Source organism: Mesorhizobium sp. 113-3-3 (genome assembly GCF_016756495.1).
Taxonomy (GTDB): Bacteria; Pseudomonadota; Alphaproteobacteria; order Rhizobiales; family Rhizobiaceae; genus Mesorhizobium.
Genome location: NZ_AP023243.1, coordinates 4,748,496 through 4,765,080, shown reverse-complemented (window position 1 = coordinate 4,765,080; position 16,585 = coordinate 4,748,496). Strand labels below are relative to the sequence as shown.

Here is a 16,585-nt window from a genome sequence, read left to right as displayed (position 1 = left end):
CGCTCCGGCCCTCAGTCCTTAGCCCGCTCCACATAAGACCCATCGGCCGTCATCACCACCACGCGGGTGCCGGGCGCGATGTGTGGGGGCACTGCCGTGCGCACGCCGTTCGAAAGCACGGCGGGCTTGTAGGACGACGAGGCCGTCTGGCCCTTGGTCGTCGGCTCGGTTTCGACGACTTCGAAGGTGGCGCGCTGTGGCAGGACGAGCGCGATCGCGATGCCGTTGAACTGCGAGACCTGCACCGGCATGCCTTCCTGCAGATAGGGAGCCGCGTCGCCGACCACGGCTTCGCTCACCGCCACCTGGTCGTAGGTTTCCGGGTTCATGAAGTGAAAACCTTCGCCATCGGCGTAGAGGAAGGTGTGCTCGCGCTCCTCGACATAGGCGCGCTCCACCTGCTCGGTGGTGCGGTAGCGCTCCGACACCTTCACCCCGTCGCCGATGCGGCGCATGTCGAGCTGCGTCACGGGCGTGCCCTTGCCTGGGTGGATGTTTTCGGCAAAGAGGATCACATAAAGCTTGCCGTCCTTGTCGACGACATTGCCTTTGCGGAGCGAACTGGCGATGACTTTCACCACGGTTTTAAATCCTGCGAGAGTTAGTGGGCGTTTGCCGGCTTGTGCGGCGCTGGTAGCGCATCTTGGCGCGAACCGCCAGCCCCCAAGGCGCGCCGGCACGCCTTCAAATCGCTCATGACCGCCGCTTCGCCCTGGTGGACGCCTGACGTTCACGCCGATCGCCGCCCGCGCCTGCTGCTGCGCAACGCCCTGACGGCCGCGCTGCGGGAGTGGTTCGCGGCCCACGACTTCATCGAGGTGGAGACGGCGGCCCTGCAGGTCTCGCCCGGCAATGAGGCGCATCTGGCGGCTTTCGCCACAGAAGCGGTCGGGCCGGATGGCGCGCGCGCGCCGCTTTATCTCCACACCTCGCCGGAATTCGCCTGCAAGAAGCTGCTCGCCGCCGGCGAAACCAGGATTTTCAGCCTGGGCGCCGTCTGGCGTAACCGCGAGCGCGGCCCCCTGCACCATCCCGAATTCACCATGCTCGAATGGTACCGGGTGGGCGAGACCTATGAGAGCCTGATGCGCGATTGCGCCGACCTGCTGGCCCTGGCCGCAACGAGGGCAGGGGCGACGCGCTTCTCTTTCCGGAGCCGCGACTGCGATCCGTTCGCCGCGCCGGAACGGCTGACGGTGGCGGACGCCTTCACCCGCCATGCCGGCATCGATCTCCTGGCCACGGTCGCCGCCGATGGCGGCACCGACCGGGACGCACTTTACGCTGCGCTCGTTCAAGCCGGCCTGCGCACGGCGCCCGACGACAGCTGGGCCGACCTGTTCAGCCGCGTGATGGTGGAAAAGATCGAGCCCAGTCTCGGCCTCGGCCGCGCCACCATCCTGTGCGAATATCCGGTCGCCGAGGCGGCACTCGCCCGGCCGAGCCCGCGTGATGCGCGCGTCGCCGAGCGCTTCGAGCTCTATTGCTGCGGTGTCGAACTCGCCAACGGCTTTGGCGAACTGACCGATGCCGTGGAGCAGCGCCGGCGCTTCATCCTCGAAATGGACGAGAAGGAGCGCATCTACGGCGAGCGCTACCCGCTGGACGAGGATTTTCTCGCCGCCCTTGCCATCATGCCGCAGGCCAGCGGCATCGCGCTCGGCTTCGACCGGCTTGTCATGCTGGCCACCGGCGCACAGAAAATAGAGGACGTGATCTGGACGCCGGTCGCCGGCTCTTGAGCCGGCCTCAGTGCGCGAAAACCTGCTCCAGCGAGCGGAAACCCTTGAATTCCAGGGCGTTGCCGGAGGGGTCGCGGATGAACAGCGTCGCCTGTTCGCCGGGCTCGCCCTTGAAGCGGACCATCGGCCGTTCCAGCCAGTCTATGTCGTCGCGCGCCTCCAGCCGGGTCGCCAGACGCTGCCAGTCATCCATCAAGAGCACGGCGCCGAAATGCGGGATTGGCACCAGAATGCCGTCGACCTTGCCATCGCTGGCGGCTTGCGCGGCCTGCGGCCGCAAATGCGCCGACATCTGGTGGCCGTAAAGATCGAAGTCCACCCAGGTCGCCGAGGAGCGGCCGATCGCGCAACCCAGCACCTCGCCATAGAAAGTGCGGGTTTCATCGAGATCACGGACCGGGAAGGCGAGATGGAAAGGTGTCATGAAGGATGCTCCGTGCAGGCTGCGGGCCGATTTTCCGTCACAGGGTTCGCGATGGGAACCATGTAACGATGCATTTTGATTGAAGCCTGTGCCATTGCACAAGCCGGACCGGAACAATAGATGGGTGGGCGCGGCCGCAAGCCGGCCGCGATAAGCAGGATCACAGGCATGGCCGACACATCAGACGCTAAAAAACTGACCGACCGCGTCGCAGCACTCGTCGAGGCCGCCAAGAAGGCCGGCGCCGATGCCGCCGACGCGGTTGCCGTGCGCGGCCGCTCCACCGGCGTATCGGTTAGACTCGGCAAGGTCGAGGCCACCGAATCGTCGGAGGCCGAGGACGTGTCGCTGCGCGTCTTCGTTGGGCAGAAAGTGGCGAGCGTCTCGGCCACCGCCGCGTCCGACCCGGGAATGCTCGCCGAACGCGCCGTTGCCATGGCGAAAGTCTCGCCCGAGGATCCCTATCAGGGTCTGGCCGATCCGGCGCTGCTGGCAAGGCAAATGCGCGATCTCGACCTGTTCGATGCGACGGAAGTGTCGGCCGACCAGTTGAAGGAAGCAGCCCTTGCGGCCGAAGCGGCGGCACTTGCCGTCAAGGGCGTGACCAATTCGGCCGGCAGCGGCGCCAGTGCCGGGCTGGGCGGGATAGTGCTGGCCACCTCGCACGGTTTCATCGGCCACTATGTCGGCTCGCGCTTCTCGCGGTCCGCCAGCGTCATCGCCGGCGAGGGCACCGGCATGGAGCGCGATTATGAATTCTCCTCGCGCCAGCACTTTGCCGATCTCGATGCGCCGGAGGATATCGGCCGCAAGGCCGGCGAACGCGCCGTGCGCCGCATCGGCGCGCGCAAGGCGGCGACCGGGCCGGTCGACGTGGTGTTCGATCCGCGCGTGGCGCGCGGCATCGCCGGCCATCTTGCCGGCGCCATCAACGGCGCGTCCGTCGCGCGCAAGACCTCGTTCCTGCGCGACATGATGGGCAAGCAGGTGGCCGCGTCCGCCATCACCGTCACCGACGAGCCGCTCAGGCCGCGCGGCCAGGCCTCGCGCCCGTTCGATGGTGAGGGCGTCGAGGGCGAAAAGCTTCTCATGGTCGAAAAGGGCGTGCTCAACCACTGGTTCCTGTCGACCTCGGCGGCGCGGGAACTGGGGCTGGTCACCAACGGGCGCGGCTCGCGCAGCGGCTCTTCCGTCTCGCCATCCTCCACCAATCTCGCCATCGAGCCGGGCGAACGCTCGCCGGAGGATTTGATCAAGTCGCTCAAGCGCGGCTTCTTCGTCACCGAAGTGTTCGGCCAGGGCGTCGACATGGTGACCGGCGAATACAGCCGTGGCGCCTCCGGCTTCTGGATCGAGAATGGCGAACTGGCCTATCCGGTCGCCGAAGTCACCATCGCCTCGAACCTGAAGACGATGTTCCTCAACATGGTGCCGGCCGATGACCTCGACCGCAATTTCGGCACCGCCGCGCCGACGCTCCTGATCGAAGGCATGACCCTTGCCGGAGCCTGAGCTGACCGCTGCCCCTTCCGATACCATTGGCGATCTGCCGCTGCTGCGCGATGCCGCCCGCGAGGCGGGTGTCATCGCCATGCGCTACTTCGGCAACAGCCCACAGGTCTGGATGAAGGGCGGCACCTCGCCGGTCAGCGAAGCAGACCACGCCGCCGACGCCTATCTGCGCGCTACGCTGCTGGCGGCGCGGCCGGACTATGGCTGGCTGTCGGAAGAGACGGTCGACGACCCAGTGCGGCTTTCGGCGCGCCGCACCTTCGTTGTCGATCCGATCGATGGTACGCGCGGCTTCCTCGAGGGGCAGCGCACCTGGTGCGTCAGCGTCGCCGTCGTCGAAGAAGGCCGCACGCTCGCCGGCGTGCTCGAATGCCCGGCCATGGACGAGACCTACTGGGCGCTGCCCGGCCAGGGCGCGTTCCGCAACGGCAAGCGCATTGGCGTGCGCACGCTTGGCGACAAGGCCGAGATTTCCGGGTTGAAGCAGCTGATCGACCTGCTGCCGTCCGATTGGCAGAAGCGGCTGGTACGGGCGCCCTACAGCCCCTCGCTGGCCTATCGCCTGGCGATGATCGCCAACGGCACGCTGGATGCCACTTTCGTCAAGCCGAATGCGCATGACTGGGACATCGCCGCCGCCGATCTTATCCTGCGCGAGGCCGGCGGCCAGTTGCTCGACCCGCATGGCCGCGCGCCGCTCTATGCCGGCGAGGTGATCCGCCACGGCGCGCTCGCCGCCGGCAGCGGTGAATTGCTGGCGGTGCTCGTCGACGTCATTGCCGGGCTGGACGCGTGAAAGCACATTCGCAGGTTCCAAAGTCGGCGGCTTTGGTCTAGACCTGTCACAAACTCACAATATGTGAAGGACCGACATGACCGCGGAAGACGGGAAGAAACAGCTTTTGCATCTGGTGTTCGGCGGCGAACTGAAGAAGCTTGGGGGCACAGAGTTCCGCGATCTCGACGGGCTCGACATTGTCGGCATCTACCCGGATTATCAATCCGCGCACACGGCGTGGAAGGCCAAGGCGCAAGCCAGCGTGGACAATGCCCATATGCGTTATTTCGTCGTTCATCTGCACCGTCTGCTGGATCCCGACAACAAGGCCGCCGGTTGACTTCGATGGAGCATGACCTGGCGAAAGGGCCAGCCAGCGATGCCGCGCCTTCTGGCAGGGGCGGCAGCCGCGCGACCAAGGCGTTCTGGCGCAAGGTGCGCGAGCCGCTCGCGCAATCGCGATTCGTCAAGAACGCCATTGCCAGCCTGCTTGCGCAGTTCGTGCGCCTGGTTCGCCTGACCAGCCCCCTGGTTGCCGGCTCGGCGCGCTTTTCGGGCGGCGCCTATTCCGAATTCGAGCCCGGCATCATCGCTTTGTGGCACGGCCAGCATCTTTTGACGCCGGCCTACTACCCCAAGCGCAAGCCGCTGGTCGCCATGGTGTCACGCAGCGCCGATGCCGAGCTCAATGCGCTGATGCTGGAGAAATTCGGCATCGAGGCGGTGCGCGGTTCGGGCGGGCGCGACAATGCCCGGCATCTCGACAAGGGTGGGGCCAAGGCCTTGATCGCCCTCAAAAAGTCGCTCACGTCAGGCAAGAACGTCGCCATGATCGCAGACATTCCGCATGGCACCCCGCGCGACGCAGGGCTCGGTATCGTTCTCCTGGCGCGGCTCTCTGGGCGGCCGCTACTGCCTGTCGCCATCGCCACCAGCCGCCGCAAGGTGCTGGAAAAGAGCTGGGACAAGACCACTATCAACCTGCCTTTCGGCCGTTCCGCGGTGACCATCGGCGAGCCGATCTTTGTCGCGGCCGACGCCGATGACGCCGAAATGGAGCGAAAGCGCCAGGAAATCACCACCGCCCTCAATGCCGCGACGGCCGAGGCCTACCGTCTCGTGGATCGCCGGCGATGAGCGGCCGCTGGGCGCGCGCCATGCTGACGGCATACCGCTTCGCCGGTGCCGCGGCCTATCCGCTGGTCGGGCCCTACGTCGCCTGGCGCACCTCGCGCGGCAAGGAAGACCGTCACCGCCGCCGCGAACGCTACGGCGTCGCCGGCCGCCCACGCCCCGAAGGGCCGGTGATCTGGATCCACGCCGCGAGCGTCGGCGAGACCATAGCCGTGGTGCCGCTGGTCGAGAGCATTCTCGACTATGGCGTCAACATCGTGCTGACGACAGGGACGGTGACATCGGCGCAGGTCGCCGACGAGCGGCTCGGCGACCGCATCATCCACCAATACGTACCGCTCGACCTGAAACCGGCGGTCAGCCGGTTCCTCGATCACTGGCGGCCGGACCTGGCGATCATCGCCGAATCCGAGATCTGGCCGATGACCATCCTCGAGCTTGGCGCGCGCCATGTGCCGCAGGTGCTGGTCAATGGCAGGTTGTCCGACCGCTCGTTCACTTCATGGAAGAAGCGGGCCAATATCGCCGAGGCATTGTTCGAGAACCTTGCCCATGTCGTTGCCCAATCCGATGTCGACGGCGAGCGGTTTCGCGCGCTGGGCGCCCGGCCGGTCACGGTGTCGGGCAACCTCAAGGTCGACACCAACCCGCCGCCGGTCGACGAACGGGTACTAGCCTCCTTGCAGCGGCAGATCGGCGGCCGCCCGACCTGGGCGGCGATCTCGACCCATGACGGCGAGGAAGTGGTCGCTGCGGAAGTCCATGCGACGCTGCACAAGCGTCACCATGGGCTCCTGACCATCGTCGTCCCGCGCCATCCCGATCGTGCCGAGGCGCTTGCCGCGCAGATTTCCGGCATGGGGCTGAAGGTCGCGCGCCGCAGCAAGGGCGACCGTATCGGGCCCGACACCGATATCCTGCTCGGCGACACGATCGGCGAGATGGGCCTCTATCTCCGGCTGACCGAAATCGCCTTTGTCGGCCGTTCGCTGACGTCAGAGGGCGGGCAGAATCCGCTCGAGCCGGCCATGCTCGACACAGCGGTTCTGGCCGGCCGCAATGTCCAGAATTTCCGCGAGGCCTATCAGCGCCTGATCGACAGCGGCGGCGCCAAGCTGGTGCGCGATCGCGACATGCTGGCCGGAGCGGTCAATTTCCTTTTGACCAACGAAGTGGCGCGCCACGAGATGATGGCGGCGGGGGTGGCGACCGTCGACGAGATGCGCGGCGCGCTGGCGCGCACGCTGAAATCGCTCGAACCCTATATCCAGCCGCTGGTCGTCAAGTCGCGCCTGAAGGGCGCCAACGGGCGCTAGCGTGGCCTCCGAAGCACCACCATTCTGGTGGGAAGAGCCGGACTGGAAGGTCCTGGCACTGTCGCCGCTGTCGGCCATCTATGCGATGGTTGCCGGGCGCGGCATGCGGCGGGCGAGGCGCGAGAAGATCGAGGCGCCGGTCCTGTGCGTCGGCAATTTTACCGTCGGCGGCACGGGCAAGACGCCGGTCGCCATCGCGCTCGCCGAGCAGGCCAAGCGCATGCGGCTGAAGCCCGGTTTCCTGTCGCGCGGGCATGGCGGCTCCTTCGCCGAGCCGCATGTCGTCGATCCTCATCACGATGCCGCCAAACATGTCGGCGACGAGCCGCTGCTTCTGGCCGAACATGCCCCGGTCGCGGTGACGCCGAACCGCGCCGCCGGCGCCCGGCTGCTCATGGCAAAGCATGGCTGCGATTTCCTGATCATGGATGACGGCTTTCAGAGCGCGCGCATCCATATCGACTACGCGCTGGTCGTCGTCGATGCCCGCTACGGCATCGGCAATGGCCGCGTCATTCCGGGCGGCCCGCTCAGGGCCAGGATCGTCGACCAGCTGGTCTTCACCAGCGGGCTGTTGAAGATGGGCGAGGGCACCGCAGCCGACGCCGTGGTGCGCCAGGCGGCGCGCGCCGGCCGGCCGATCTTCGAGGCGCATACGGAGCCAAGCAGCAAGGCGGGGCTTGCCGGCAAGCGGTTCCTCGCCTTCGCCGGCATCGGCCATCCCGACAAATTCTTCGACACGGTGCGCGAGGCCGGCGGCGAGGTGGTTCTCTCAAAGCCCTTTCCGGACCATCATTTCTATGCCGAGGACGAACTCGCCGAACTGGCGGCGACGGCGCGCGCCGAAGGCCTCGGCCTCATCACCACGGCCAAGGACGCCGCCCGGTTGCGCCACGGCGCCTCGCAGGACTTTCTCGACAAGCTCAAGGTGCTGGAAATCGATACGGTTTTCGAACTCGACAATGTGCCGGAACGCATCATCCACGAGACGTTGGATGCCTGGCGTCAGCGCAAGCTCAAGAGCTAGCTCCGCTTGCGCAGCTCCGGATGCATCTCGATCTCGCGTCGCAGTGAAGCGGTGGCGTTCACGTAAGGCTCCTGCCTGGCGACGCTCCAGTATTTCAGCTCGTCCAGCGGGATGTTTTCACCGGTCACCGCGCAGCGCACGAACGAGCCGGGGCTGGTGACCTGGAAATCGCCATCGAGATAGCGGATACGGGCTTCCTTGCCGCCCGGGCCTTCGAAACGGTTCATCATGCGGTGGTGCCGAGGTTCATACGGATTTCATCGCCACAAATCGCCCGCCAGGTCAAGCTTGCGACAAGCCTCGGACAATGCTGAGGCGCTAGGACACACTGAAAAGCGCTTTTATCGGGGGCACGATGGATATTTCTTCCGCCCGCCTGGCTTCACTACTCAAGGAGGCGATGACACCGCAAGCCGTGCCGGTGGCTAAAGCCGATCCGGTCAGGACGGCGCTGGTCAGGGAACTGGTCCAGCCCGCCGCCCCCTCCCTGTTCGCCCAACGCACGGCGCCCGCTTTGCTGGCGATGCCCGCGGCGCCGATGGCCGTCAAATCGCAGCAGATTGCTTCTTCCGGCATCGTCGAGGCCTATCAGGCGCAGCTCGACACGCGCGACGAGGCGGTGTTGGCAACGATCGCGGCAAGGAGAACAGCGCCCGAAGCCGAAACGCAGCGGGGTGCCGTACCGCCTTCGGCAACGGCTAACGACAACGCACCCGCCAGGGCTGTCGGGGTGTCCTTGCTGTCGTTTATCCCGCCGCAGGTTCCGGTGGCGCAGAACGCCGCCGCCCTTGGGATGCAGTCGGGGCGGCGAAGGCCGGCCAATCAATCCGGCGCCGCCGCGGCACCCAACCCCGAGGGCCTGCTGGTGAGAATCGGCTTTGTTTCGATCATGACCGGTTTGCTGGCAACCGTGCTCTTCGGCTTCGTTCTGCTGCTGCTCCGCTGAACGACGAATCGGGTCAGTAGACCTACCGCTCGGCTTCGATGAACGCCTCGATCTTGTCCGGCGCCAATCCGGCTTGCTGCGCGATACGGCGGGCAAGGTCCGACGCTGCGGTGCGTGGCCGCCCCAGCGGCCGGTCGAGCCAATAGGACACCGGACTGAGCGCGGTGCGCTCGTCGACCGCCGTGATTCGGCCCGCCTGCAGCTGATGCCCGGTCAACGGCGGACGCGCCAGCGCGATGCCGAGCCCATAGGCCGCGGCATCCAGCACCAGATTGTAATCCTCGAAGCGCCGGTCCTGCGGGCGCGGGCGATAATCCATGCCTTGCGCGGCGAACCAGGCACGCCAGGCGGAGGCGTCGGAATCGTTGATCAGCGGAAACTTGAGCAGCCGGGCCGGGTCGCCGCGCCCGATCTCGCGCGCCAGTTCCGGCGAGGCGACCGGGAAGACGTGCTCCTCGAACAACTGCACTGAAATGCGGCCCGGAATGCCGCCCCGGCCGCAGCGGATCGACAAATCGATGCCTTCATCGGCAAGGTCGGCCTGGCGGATATCGACATCGAGCACGATGCGCAGCTTGGTCGGATTGCTCTCCAGCGCCGCCATGCGCGGCATCAGCCACAGCCCGCTCACCGAGGGGATCGAGGTCAGCCGCACCACCGCCGTGCCGCGCGGCTCGACCCAGCGGTCGGAATGGCTCGAAATCAGTGCGAAAGCCTCCGACGTGCGCAGATGCAGCCGGTTGCCTTCGATCGTCAGCGTCACGCCGCGCGCGCCGCGATCGAACACTTTCAACCCCAGCCAGTCCTCGAGCTTGGCGATCTGCCGGCTGACGGCGCCATGGGTGAGGTTGAGCTTCTCGGCGGCCGCCGAAAAACTGCCGGTGCGCGCCGCCGCATCGAAGGCTCGCAGGGTTTCGAGCGGCACCATTGTGTCTGAGCTGTGATCCATAGTCACAGCTGATCCTCGATTTGGTCGTTTGTCAACAAGCGGGAAAAGGCGTTTTGTGGCTTCCAGGACGGGAACAGCATGAGGACAGTGAGATGAGCGCGATGACGGGCACGTTGAATCAGACACAGCGGATGGATACCACCGCCGCCATCGCCGTGGCGCTGACGGTGGTCGGCTGGGCCTCGGCCTTTCCGGCCATCCGCGCCGGCCTTGGCGCCTTCGGGCCGCTGGAACTCGGCGCCCTGCGCTTTGCCATCGCCGCTGTGCCGGCAGCGATCTTCCTTGCTGTCAAGCGTCCGGCGCTGCCCAGGCTCGACGAGGTGTGGCGCCTCGTCTTTGGCGGGGCGATTTTTGTCGCGCTCTACACCGTCATGCTCAACTTCGGCGAATTGACTGTCTCGGCTGGTGCTGCCGGCTTCATCATCAATGTCAGCCCGATCTTCACCGCCATTATGGCGATGGCATTGCTTGGCGAGCGTTTTTCGGGGTGGGCCTGGCTTGGCACAGCCATTTCCTTTGGTGGCATCGGCATCATCGCCGTGGCCGACGGGAATGGCCTGCACTTCAATGCCGGTGCGCTGTTGGTTCTTGGCTCGGCGCTGTGCTCGGCCGTCAACACGATCGTCCAAAAGCCGCTGTTTGCCCGCCATCACCCGCTGACCATCTCGGCCTCGAATATGATCCTTGGCGCACTTTGCCTGTCACCGTTTCTGCCGAGCGGCTTTGCACAGGCTGCAGTCGCCAACACAGCCGGCCTCGGCGCCGTGATCTTTCTCGGCATCGTGCCCAGCCTGATCGCCTATGCCGCCTGGGCAACCGCGCTGTCGCGTCTCCCGGCCGCCCGTGCCTCGAACTTCCTCTATCTGGTCTCGCCGATGTCCGCCTTGATCGGCTTCTTCTGGCTGGGTGAAGTGCCGACCCTGCTCGGCATCCTCGGCGGCGCGCTGGCGCTCGGCGGTGTCATCGTGGTCAATTTGAAGCGTTAGATCAAAGGGTTGTCTGCCTTTCCCGAATCAAGACGAGAGCCGCTCCGGAATTGTTTGACCCCACAAGATAGGCGAACGGCGCTGCGATGCAGACAGGACCCCACCGGCTGGCTATGGTGAGTTGAATTCACCGGGGGGGCGGGATGGTCAGGCAGTTCGTATCAGCCTTTTTCTGCTTGTTGCTGCTCAGCGGCAAGGCCACGGCGGGTTGGTATCACGTGGAGAACTACGAAGGCTCCATTGGGCCCAACCCCGTCCATTTATCCCTGCAGACCTATGCGTTCGGCAGCGGCCTTACAGTCCAGGGCAGCCTCGTCTACGACGGGAAGCAAAGCCCGATCACGCTCTACGGCAAAGCCAATGGCGCCAGCATCGTGCTTTGCGAGATTGCCGATGACAAGGAGTTTCAGCGCGTCATCGTCATCGGCTCCAAAACGCCCTTCGACGTTACCGGATGCCCGTTTTCTCTGGAACTCGGCGACGGTGTCCTGACGGGCAACTGGAGCAAGGGCGCGGACAAATTTCCGGTCAATCTCAAGAGGGTCGCTGGCTTCGACGATACGCACGAGGGCAAGATCGACGGCAACGTCGAAATTCCGTTCTGGGCGCAAACTGCAACGGATAGGTTCGCTGGAATCTACACGAAGACAGACGACTATATCTGCATGGAGAAGATGCTGGTCATCAACAAGAAGCGGAAGAAGGTCGTGCAGACCATCGATTTCGACGACGAAGACTGCAATGCAGGCATGCTGATGACGCCGATCTACTGGAATGTGCAGAAGCAGACCGAGCGAGGCAAGGACATCATCTCAGTGAATTTCCGAGACGGCCGTGCGGGCTATGAGGAGGTCTATGTCTTTGACCGCAAGACCAGGAAGTACCGCCTGAGGAAATGAGACGGCTCCCATCGACAGGATCGTCCATGGGCCGCGTTATCGTCCGCGAAGGTGTATCGCGATGGAAGCAGAAATCGAATCGCCTGCCGTCAGATTGCACTTGCGCCTGACATCGTCCTTCAGGGGCAAAAGATAGCTTCCGTCCTTGGGGAACAGGGATGTGCCGAACATGAAGCCGTCAATGGTCGCTTCGACAGGTATCACTCCCCAGCCATAGGTCGCGAACTTCGCGACTTTCTTGATCTCTTCGCTATGCTGCTGGGGGATTGGCACGAAGAAGTACGGCGAAGGACCCCTCCAGTGGATCACCTCGGCTTCGAACTGGAACCGGACCGTCGACCCGCCGCTCACATGCTTACCGTCGCCCGAACAGCCGCTCGATATCGGCGAGCTTGAGCTCGATATAGGTCGGGCGGCCATGGTTGCAGGTGCCGGAACCGGGCGTCGCCTCCATCTGGCGCAGCAGCGCGTTCATCTCCTCGGCCTTGAGCAGCCGGCCGGAACGCACCGAGCCGTGGCAGGCCATGGTCGCGGCGATCTTGTCCAGCCTTTCCTTGAGCGTCTCGACCGTGTCGTTGTCGGCGATCTCGTCGGCGAGGTCGAGCACCAATTGCTGGACATTGGTCTCGCCAAGCATTGACGGCGTCTCGCGCACCGCGACGGCGCCCGGGCCGAAACGTTCGATGCCGAGGCCGAACCGGGCGAGCGTTTCGGAATGCATGGCGAGCCGCTCGGCGTCCTCTTCCGGCAGATCGATAATCTCAGGCAGAAGCAGCATCTGCGACGGCACCGGCCGTGAGTGCAGGGCGTTCTTCAGCGCTTCGTAAACCAGCCGCTCATGCGCCGCGTGCTGATCGACGATGACGAGTGAATCCCTGGTCTGGGCAACGATATAGTTCTCATGCACCTGGGCGCGAGCCGCACCGAGCACCGTGCCAAGCAGCGTCTCGGCCGCTTCGCTCTGTCCGGCGCGCGCATCGGCGCTGGCAAGCGGGCCGGTATCGAACGCCGCCTGGCCGGGCTCGCCAAACCCGCCATGCCTTGCGCCGGCGCGCTCGAAGGCTCCGAATTGCATGTCGAGCGGACGCTGCGGCGAGCGCACGGGGTCGAAACCGGCGGAGCCGGACGCGCGGTAGGCTGCGTCGTAGCTACGATGGCCGTTGGCCGGGCCGCCATGATCATAGGAGGCCGCGCCCGGCCGGAACGCCGCCATCATGCCGGCGGCTCCGGTCGTGGCCGAGCGGATGCCGGCGTCGGCCAGTGCCTGGCGGATGGCTCCGACGATCAGGCCGCGCACCAGGCCGGGATCGCGGAACCGCACATCGGCCTTGGCCGGGTGGACGTTGACGTCGACGATCGCCGGATCGAGCGAAAGAAACAGCACCGTCACCGCGTGGCGGTCGCGCGGCAGGACATCGGCGAACGCGCCGCGAATGGCGCCGGCGATCAGCTTGTCGCGTACAGGCCGGCCATTGACATAGGCATATTGCTGCAGCGCATTGGCGCGGGTGAACGACGGGATCGACACATGGCCGGTCAAATGTACGCCTTCGCGCATCGCGTCGATGGCAATGGAATTGTCGGGAAACTCGGCCCCCATCACCTGGGCGACTCGGCGCAGGCTGCCTTCCGCAGTGTCGTCTGTCGCCGGCAATTCCAGCGTCGAGCGGTCGGAACCGGCCAGCGTGAACCGCACGGCCGGAAAGGCGATGGCGATGCGCTTGACCACATCGCTGGTGGCCGAGCTCTCGGCACGCTCGCCTTTCATGAATTTGAGCCGCGCCGGCGTGGCAAAGAACAGGTCGCGCACCTCGACCGTGGTGCCGCGGTTGGCTGCGGCCGGTCTGACGGGGAGCACGCGGCCGCCCTCGATGCCGATCTCGGCGGCGCTGTCGCCCGAAGCCGTGCGCGACCGGATCGACAGCCGCGACACCGAGCCGATCGACGGCAGCGCCTCGCCGCGAAAGCCTAGCGAGCGGATGTCGTTGATATCCTCGACGAGCTTGGAGGTGCAGTGGCGCGCGATCGCCAGCGAAAGCTCCGGTTCGGGGATGCCGGAACCGTCATCGGTGACGCGGATCAGGTTCAGCCCGCCGCCAGCGGTGACGATTTCGACGCGTGATGCGCCGGCATCCAGCGCATTCTCGACCAGTTCCTTCACCACGCTCGCCGGACGCTCGATGACTTCGCCGGCGGCGATCTGGTTGATCATCGTTTCGGAAAGCTGGCGAATGGGCATGACGGCAGTATAGGCGGATTCGTGTCGTGCGGGCGAGGGCGAACTGCCGCCGAACGGCTTTATGCCTGCGCCGCCAGCCAATCCCTTACCTTGCGTGCATTCTCGCTCAGCTCCCGGTTCTTCGGCCAGACGATATAGAAGGCCTTGCCGGTCTTGAGCACATGATCCGTCACCTGCACCAGCAGTCCGGTCGCCAGCAGCCGCTCGGCGAGGTGGCGCCAGCCGAGCGCGATGCCTTGCCCCTCCATCACGCCCTGGATCACCAGGCCATAGTCGTTGATGCGCAGGCCGCGCGCGGTGTCGCCGAGGTTGCCGCCGGCCGACTGGAACCATTCGTCCCAACTGGCCGCCTCGCGATATGGCTCTTCGAGATGGATGAGACGGTGCGCGGCCAGATCCCCAACAGTCTTCGGCATGCCGAATTTCGCCAGGTAACTGGTGCCTGCGACGGGGAAGATCTCCTCGTCGGCAAGCGGCAGCGAATGATAATCCGGCCAGTCCCGGGGCTCGCCGCCGCGCACGGCCAGCGGAATACCTTCGGCGATGATGTCGAGGTCGCGGTCGGCGGTCTGGATACGCAGATCGATGCCCGGCAATTCGTCACGGAACTGCTGCAGGCGCGGCATCATCCAGAACGAGCCGAAGGCAGTCGATGCGGCAAGCGTCACATGGCCGCCGGTCGCTTGCAGGCGCAGATCCTCGGCCGACTTGCGGATATGCGACAGCCCCAGCGAGACATCGGCGTGGAAGCGTTCGCCGGCTTCGGTCAGGCTGACCTGCCGGTGGCGGCGCTGGAACAGCTTGGCTCCGAGCTGTTCCTCCAGCCCGCGCACCGCGTAGGAGACAGCGGCCTGCGTCATGCCGAGCTCGCGCCCGGCGGCGGTGAAGCTCGACAGCCGGCCGGCCGCCTCGAAGACGATCAGGCTGCCGGCGGAGGGCAGGAGGTGGCGCAGGCTTCGCATAAGGTGAGCTTATACAGAAGATCAGGATTTTCCAGCGTCACAGTCATATTTCGGGTCGCTAACGTGAGTGGCGGGAAGAAGGAGGCTCCATGAACGCACCGGCCGTTGAATTGACCGAACAAACCCACCGCCGCGGCGGTGGCCGTCTTGGCCGCAAGGCGCTTAGAAGCGCGCCGATCGCTTCCTTTCCGACCTTGGTGCGAAAGATCCCCGTCTATGAGATCGTCCCTGACGAGGCGGTGGAACTGATCCACGAGGAATCGCTCAAGATCCTCGAGGAGGTGGGCTGCGAATTCCGCGACGACGGCGCGATCGAGCTCTGGAAGGCGGCCGGCGCCGATGTCAGGGAGACGCGTGTCCGCATCGATCGCGCGCTGCTGATGGAGCTCGTCTCGAAGGTGCCGTCCGAGTTCACGCTCCATGCGCGCAACCCCGAGCGCACGGTGCGCGTCGGCGGCAACAACACGATCTTCGTGCCGATGTATGGCGCGCCCTACGTCCGCGACCTCGACAACAACAGGCGCTACGGCACGCTCGCCGATCTCAACAATTTCCACAAAATGGCCTACATGGCGCCCGCGCTGCATTCCTCGAGCTCGGTCATCTGCGAGCCCATGGAAATCGCCGTGCCGAAGCGGCATCTGCACATCATCCACTCGGCGCTGAAACATTCCGACAAGCCATTCATGGGCATAGTGACGTCGAAGGAGCGCGCCGAGGATACGATGGCGATGGCTGGCATCGTCTTCGGCGAAGAGTTCGTCCGCGACAACCCGGTGCTGGTGGCGATCACCAACTGCAATTCGCCGCTGGTATGGGACGCCACCATGATCGACGCCATGCGGGTCTATGCGAGCCACAATCAGCCGCTGATCCTGGCGCCTTTCGCGCTGTGCGGCGCTTCGACGTCGGCTTCCGCCGTCGGCGCTGTGGCGCAGGTCAACGCCGAGGCGCTTGCCGGCGTGGCGCTGACCCAGCTTATCCGCCCAGGTTCGCCGCAGGTCTACGGCCAGTTCATGGTCACCGTCGACATGAAGACCGGCGCGCCAATGGGCGGCACGCCGGAGGCCGCCCAGATGATGTATCTGATGGGCGCACTGGCGCGGAAATACCGGCTGCCGTGGCGCACCTCGGGCTTCCATGTCGGCTCCAAGCTGAACGATGCCCAGGCGGGCTACGAGGCGAACATGCTCATGCATGCCGCCATCCTGTCCGGCGCCAATTACATCTGGCATTCCGCCGGCTGGCTGGAGGCCGGCCTGACCTGCGGCTATTCGAAATTCGCGACAGACTGCGAGCAGCTTGTCGGCTGGTACAAATATGCCGGCGGGCTGTCCTTCGATGATTTCAAGGAAGCCATGGCGGCGATCCGCGAGGTCGGACCGCAGGGTCATTTCCTCGGCACGCAGCACACGCTGGAACATTTCGAGTCCGCCTTCTTCATGCCCTCGATCATGGACTTCAATTCCTACGAACAGTGGAATGCCGAAGGGGCGAAGGACCACGACACGCGCGGCCGCGAGAAGGCCCGCAACATGCTTGCCGATTACGAGGAGCCGAAGCTTGATGAGGGTATTGCCGAGGGTCTCAGGGATCTGATCGCGCGGCGCGAGGAGAAGCTGCCCGACACAGTGAGTTGACGAAAAGGGCGAAGACCCGACGGGAACCATA

Annotated in this window: 18 protein-coding genes; 11 read left to right on the top strand and 7 right to left on the bottom strand. The window is 65.3% G+C overall.

Features of this window, described 5'->3' with window-relative positions; translation table 11 throughout:
• Window positions 1-11: 11 nt before the first annotated feature.
• On the bottom strand, window positions 12-581 hold the full coding sequence (gene efp / locus JG746_RS23405; protein ID WP_115145366.1) for an elongation factor P: 570 nt from the start codon (window positions 579-581) through the stop codon (window positions 12-14).
• A gap of 114 nt (window positions 582-695) precedes the next feature.
• On the opposite strand from efp, the gene epmA reads away from it, so the two are divergent.
• The gene (gene epmA, locus JG746_RS23400) at window positions 696-1,742 is read left to right on the top strand and encodes an EF-P lysine aminoacylase EpmA (protein WP_202354875.1); all 1,047 of its coding nucleotides are present in this window, start codon (window positions 696-698) and stop codon (window positions 1,740-1,742) included.
• A gap of 7 nt (window positions 1,743-1,749) precedes the next feature.
• On the opposite strand, the gene JG746_RS23395 is transcribed toward epmA, so the two are convergent.
• Window positions 1,750-2,166 carry a VOC family protein gene (locus tag JG746_RS23395; RefSeq protein WP_027042200.1) on the bottom strand — a complete coding sequence of 139 codons (417 nt, stop codon included), beginning with the start codon at window positions 2,164-2,166 and terminating at the stop codon, window positions 1,750-1,752.
• Window positions 2,167-2,334: 168 nt separating this feature from the next.
• Between JG746_RS23395 and JG746_RS23390 the strand changes: the two genes are divergently transcribed.
• The 6 genes from JG746_RS23390 (at window position 2,335) to lpxK (ending at window position 7,933) form a co-directional block, all read left to right on the top strand.
• Window positions 2,335-3,678 (top strand): TldD/PmbA family protein, encoded by a 1,344-nt coding sequence (locus tag JG746_RS23390; RefSeq protein WP_202354874.1) that lies wholly within the window; start codon window positions 2,335-2,337, stop codon window positions 3,676-3,678.
• The gene (locus JG746_RS23385; RefSeq protein ID WP_202354873.1) at window positions 3,665-4,474 is read left to right on the top strand and encodes a 3'(2'),5'-bisphosphate nucleotidase CysQ; all 810 of its coding nucleotides are present in this window, start codon (window positions 3,665-3,667) and stop codon (window positions 4,472-4,474) included. The genes JG746_RS23390 and JG746_RS23385 overlap by 14 nt, the downstream gene beginning before the upstream one ends.
• A 76-nt stretch (window positions 4,475-4,550) precedes the next feature.
• A complete protein-coding gene (locus JG746_RS23380) occupies window positions 4,551-4,796 on the top strand; it encodes a DUF4170 domain-containing protein (RefSeq protein WP_032929795.1) in 246 nt (81 codons plus the stop codon).
• Window positions 4,797-4,801: 5 nt separating this feature from the next.
• Window positions 4,802-5,593 carry a lysophospholipid acyltransferase family protein gene (locus JG746_RS23375; RefSeq protein ID WP_202354872.1) on the top strand — a complete coding sequence of 264 codons (792 nt, stop codon included), beginning with the start codon at window positions 4,802-4,804 and terminating at the stop codon, window positions 5,591-5,593.
• On the top strand, window positions 5,590-6,906 hold the full coding sequence (gene waaA, locus JG746_RS23370; protein ID WP_202354871.1) for a lipid IV(A) 3-deoxy-D-manno-octulosonic acid transferase: 1,317 nt from the start codon (window positions 5,590-5,592) through the stop codon (window positions 6,904-6,906). Before JG746_RS23375 ends, waaA begins: the two co-directional genes overlap by 4 nt.
• Before the next feature lies 1 nt (window position 6,907).
• The gene (gene lpxK, locus JG746_RS23365) at window positions 6,908-7,933 is read left to right on the top strand and encodes a tetraacyldisaccharide 4'-kinase (protein WP_202354870.1); all 1,026 of its coding nucleotides are present in this window, start codon (window positions 6,908-6,910) and stop codon (window positions 7,931-7,933) included.
• On the opposite strand, the gene JG746_RS23360 is transcribed toward lpxK, so the two are convergent.
• On the bottom strand, window positions 7,930-8,163 hold the full coding sequence (locus JG746_RS23360) for a DUF2093 domain-containing protein (RefSeq protein ID WP_095770527.1): 234 nt from the start codon (window positions 8,161-8,163) through the stop codon (window positions 7,930-7,932). The genes lpxK and JG746_RS23360 overlap by 4 nt on opposite strands.
• 125 nt (window positions 8,164-8,288) lie before the next feature.
• Here JG746_RS23360 and JG746_RS23355 point away from each other — a divergent pair, with 125 nt between their 5' ends.
• Window positions 8,289-8,879 carry a hypothetical protein gene (locus tag JG746_RS23355; RefSeq protein ID WP_202354869.1) on the top strand — a complete coding sequence of 197 codons (591 nt, stop codon included), beginning with the start codon at window positions 8,289-8,291 and terminating at the stop codon, window positions 8,877-8,879.
• A gap of 22 nt (window positions 8,880-8,901) precedes the next feature.
• On the opposite strand, the gene JG746_RS23350 is transcribed toward JG746_RS23355, so the two are convergent.
• On the bottom strand, window positions 8,902-9,828 hold the full coding sequence (locus tag JG746_RS23350) for a LysR family transcriptional regulator (protein ID WP_202354868.1): 927 nt from the start codon (window positions 9,826-9,828) through the stop codon (window positions 8,902-8,904).
• Window positions 9,829-9,920: 92 nt separating this feature from the next.
• On the opposite strand from JG746_RS23350, the gene JG746_RS23345 reads away from it, so the two are divergent.
• Window positions 9,921-10,814, top strand: coding sequence for a DMT family transporter (locus tag JG746_RS23345; protein ID WP_202354867.1), 894 nt, complete (start codon window positions 9,921-9,923; stop codon window positions 10,812-10,814).
• A 143-nt stretch (window positions 10,815-10,957) separates the two neighbouring features.
• Window positions 10,958-11,713, top strand: a complete 756-nt coding sequence (locus JG746_RS23340; RefSeq protein WP_202354866.1) for a hypothetical protein — start codon at window positions 10,958-10,960, stop codon at window positions 11,711-11,713.
• A gap of 36 nt (window positions 11,714-11,749) precedes the next feature.
• On the opposite strand, the gene JG746_RS23335 is transcribed toward JG746_RS23340, so the two are convergent.
• From JG746_RS23335 to JG746_RS23325, 3 genes are read right to left on the bottom strand one after another with little or no spacing between them, the layout of a single operon-like run.
• Complete coding sequence (locus tag JG746_RS23335; RefSeq protein ID WP_202354865.1) at window positions 11,750-12,064, bottom strand: DUF1905 domain-containing protein; 315 nt, start codon at window positions 12,062-12,064, stop codon at window positions 11,750-11,752.
• Window positions 12,065-12,068: 4 nt separating this feature from the next.
• Entirely contained in the window at window positions 12,069-13,952 is a 1,884-nt protein-coding gene (gene mutL, locus JG746_RS23330; protein WP_202359448.1) for a DNA mismatch repair endonuclease MutL, read from the bottom strand.
• A 59-nt stretch (window positions 13,953-14,011) separates the two neighbouring features.
• A complete protein-coding gene (locus JG746_RS23325) occupies window positions 14,012-14,914 on the bottom strand; it encodes a LysR substrate-binding domain-containing protein (protein WP_202354864.1) in 903 nt (300 codons plus the stop codon).
• Between the two features lie 89 nt (window positions 14,915-15,003).
• Here JG746_RS23325 and JG746_RS23320 point away from each other — a divergent pair, with 89 nt between their 5' ends.
• Window positions 15,004-16,554 (top strand): trimethylamine methyltransferase family protein, encoded by a 1,551-nt coding sequence (locus JG746_RS23320; RefSeq protein WP_202354863.1) that lies wholly within the window; start codon window positions 15,004-15,006, stop codon window positions 16,552-16,554.
• The last annotated feature ends 31 nt before the right edge of the window (window positions 16,555-16,585 follow it).

Bases quoted from the DNA above. Each gene is read 5' to 3' on its own strand.
- JG746_RS23395 (WP_027042200.1), bottom strand. From the start codon at position 2,166: ATGACACCTTTCCATCTCGCCTTCCCGGTCCGTGATCTCGATGAAACC.
- JG746_RS23325 (WP_202354864.1), bottom strand. From the start codon at position 14,914: ATGCGAAGCCTGCGCCACCTCCTGCCCTCCGCCGGCAGCCTGATCGTC.
- mutL (WP_202359448.1), bottom strand. From the start codon at position 13,952: ATGCCCATTCGCCAGCTTTCCGAAACGATGATCAACCAGATCGCCGCC.
- JG746_RS23355 (WP_202354869.1), top strand. From the start codon at position 8,289: ATGGATATTTCTTCCGCCCGCCTGGCTTCACTACTCAAGGAGGCGATG.
- JG746_RS23320 (WP_202354863.1), top strand. From the start codon at position 15,004: ATGAACGCACCGGCCGTTGAATTGACCGAACAAACCCACCGCCGCGGC.
- waaA (WP_202354871.1), top strand. From the start codon at position 5,590: ATGAGCGGCCGCTGGGCGCGCGCCATGCTGACGGCATACCGCTTCGCC.
- JG746_RS23390 (WP_202354874.1), top strand. From the start codon at position 2,335: ATGGCCGACACATCAGACGCTAAAAAACTGACCGACCGCGTCGCAGCA.
- JG746_RS23375 (WP_202354872.1), top strand. From the start codon at position 4,802: ATGGAGCATGACCTGGCGAAAGGGCCAGCCAGCGATGCCGCGCCTTCT.
- JG746_RS23345 (WP_202354867.1), top strand. From the start codon at position 9,921: ATGAGCGCGATGACGGGCACGTTGAATCAGACACAGCGGATGGATACC.
- JG746_RS23380 (WP_032929795.1), top strand. From the start codon at position 4,551: ATGACCGCGGAAGACGGGAAGAAACAGCTTTTGCATCTGGTGTTCGGC.
- epmA (WP_202354875.1), top strand. From the start codon at position 696: ATGACCGCCGCTTCGCCCTGGTGGACGCCTGACGTTCACGCCGATCGC.
- JG746_RS23360 (WP_095770527.1), bottom strand. From the start codon at position 8,163: ATGATGAACCGTTTCGAAGGCCCGGGCGGCAAGGAAGCCCGTATCCGC.
- JG746_RS23340 (WP_202354866.1), top strand. From the start codon at position 10,958: ATGGTCAGGCAGTTCGTATCAGCCTTTTTCTGCTTGTTGCTGCTCAGC.
- JG746_RS23350 (WP_202354868.1), bottom strand. From the start codon at position 9,828: ATGGATCACAGCTCAGACACAATGGTGCCGCTCGAAACCCTGCGAGCC.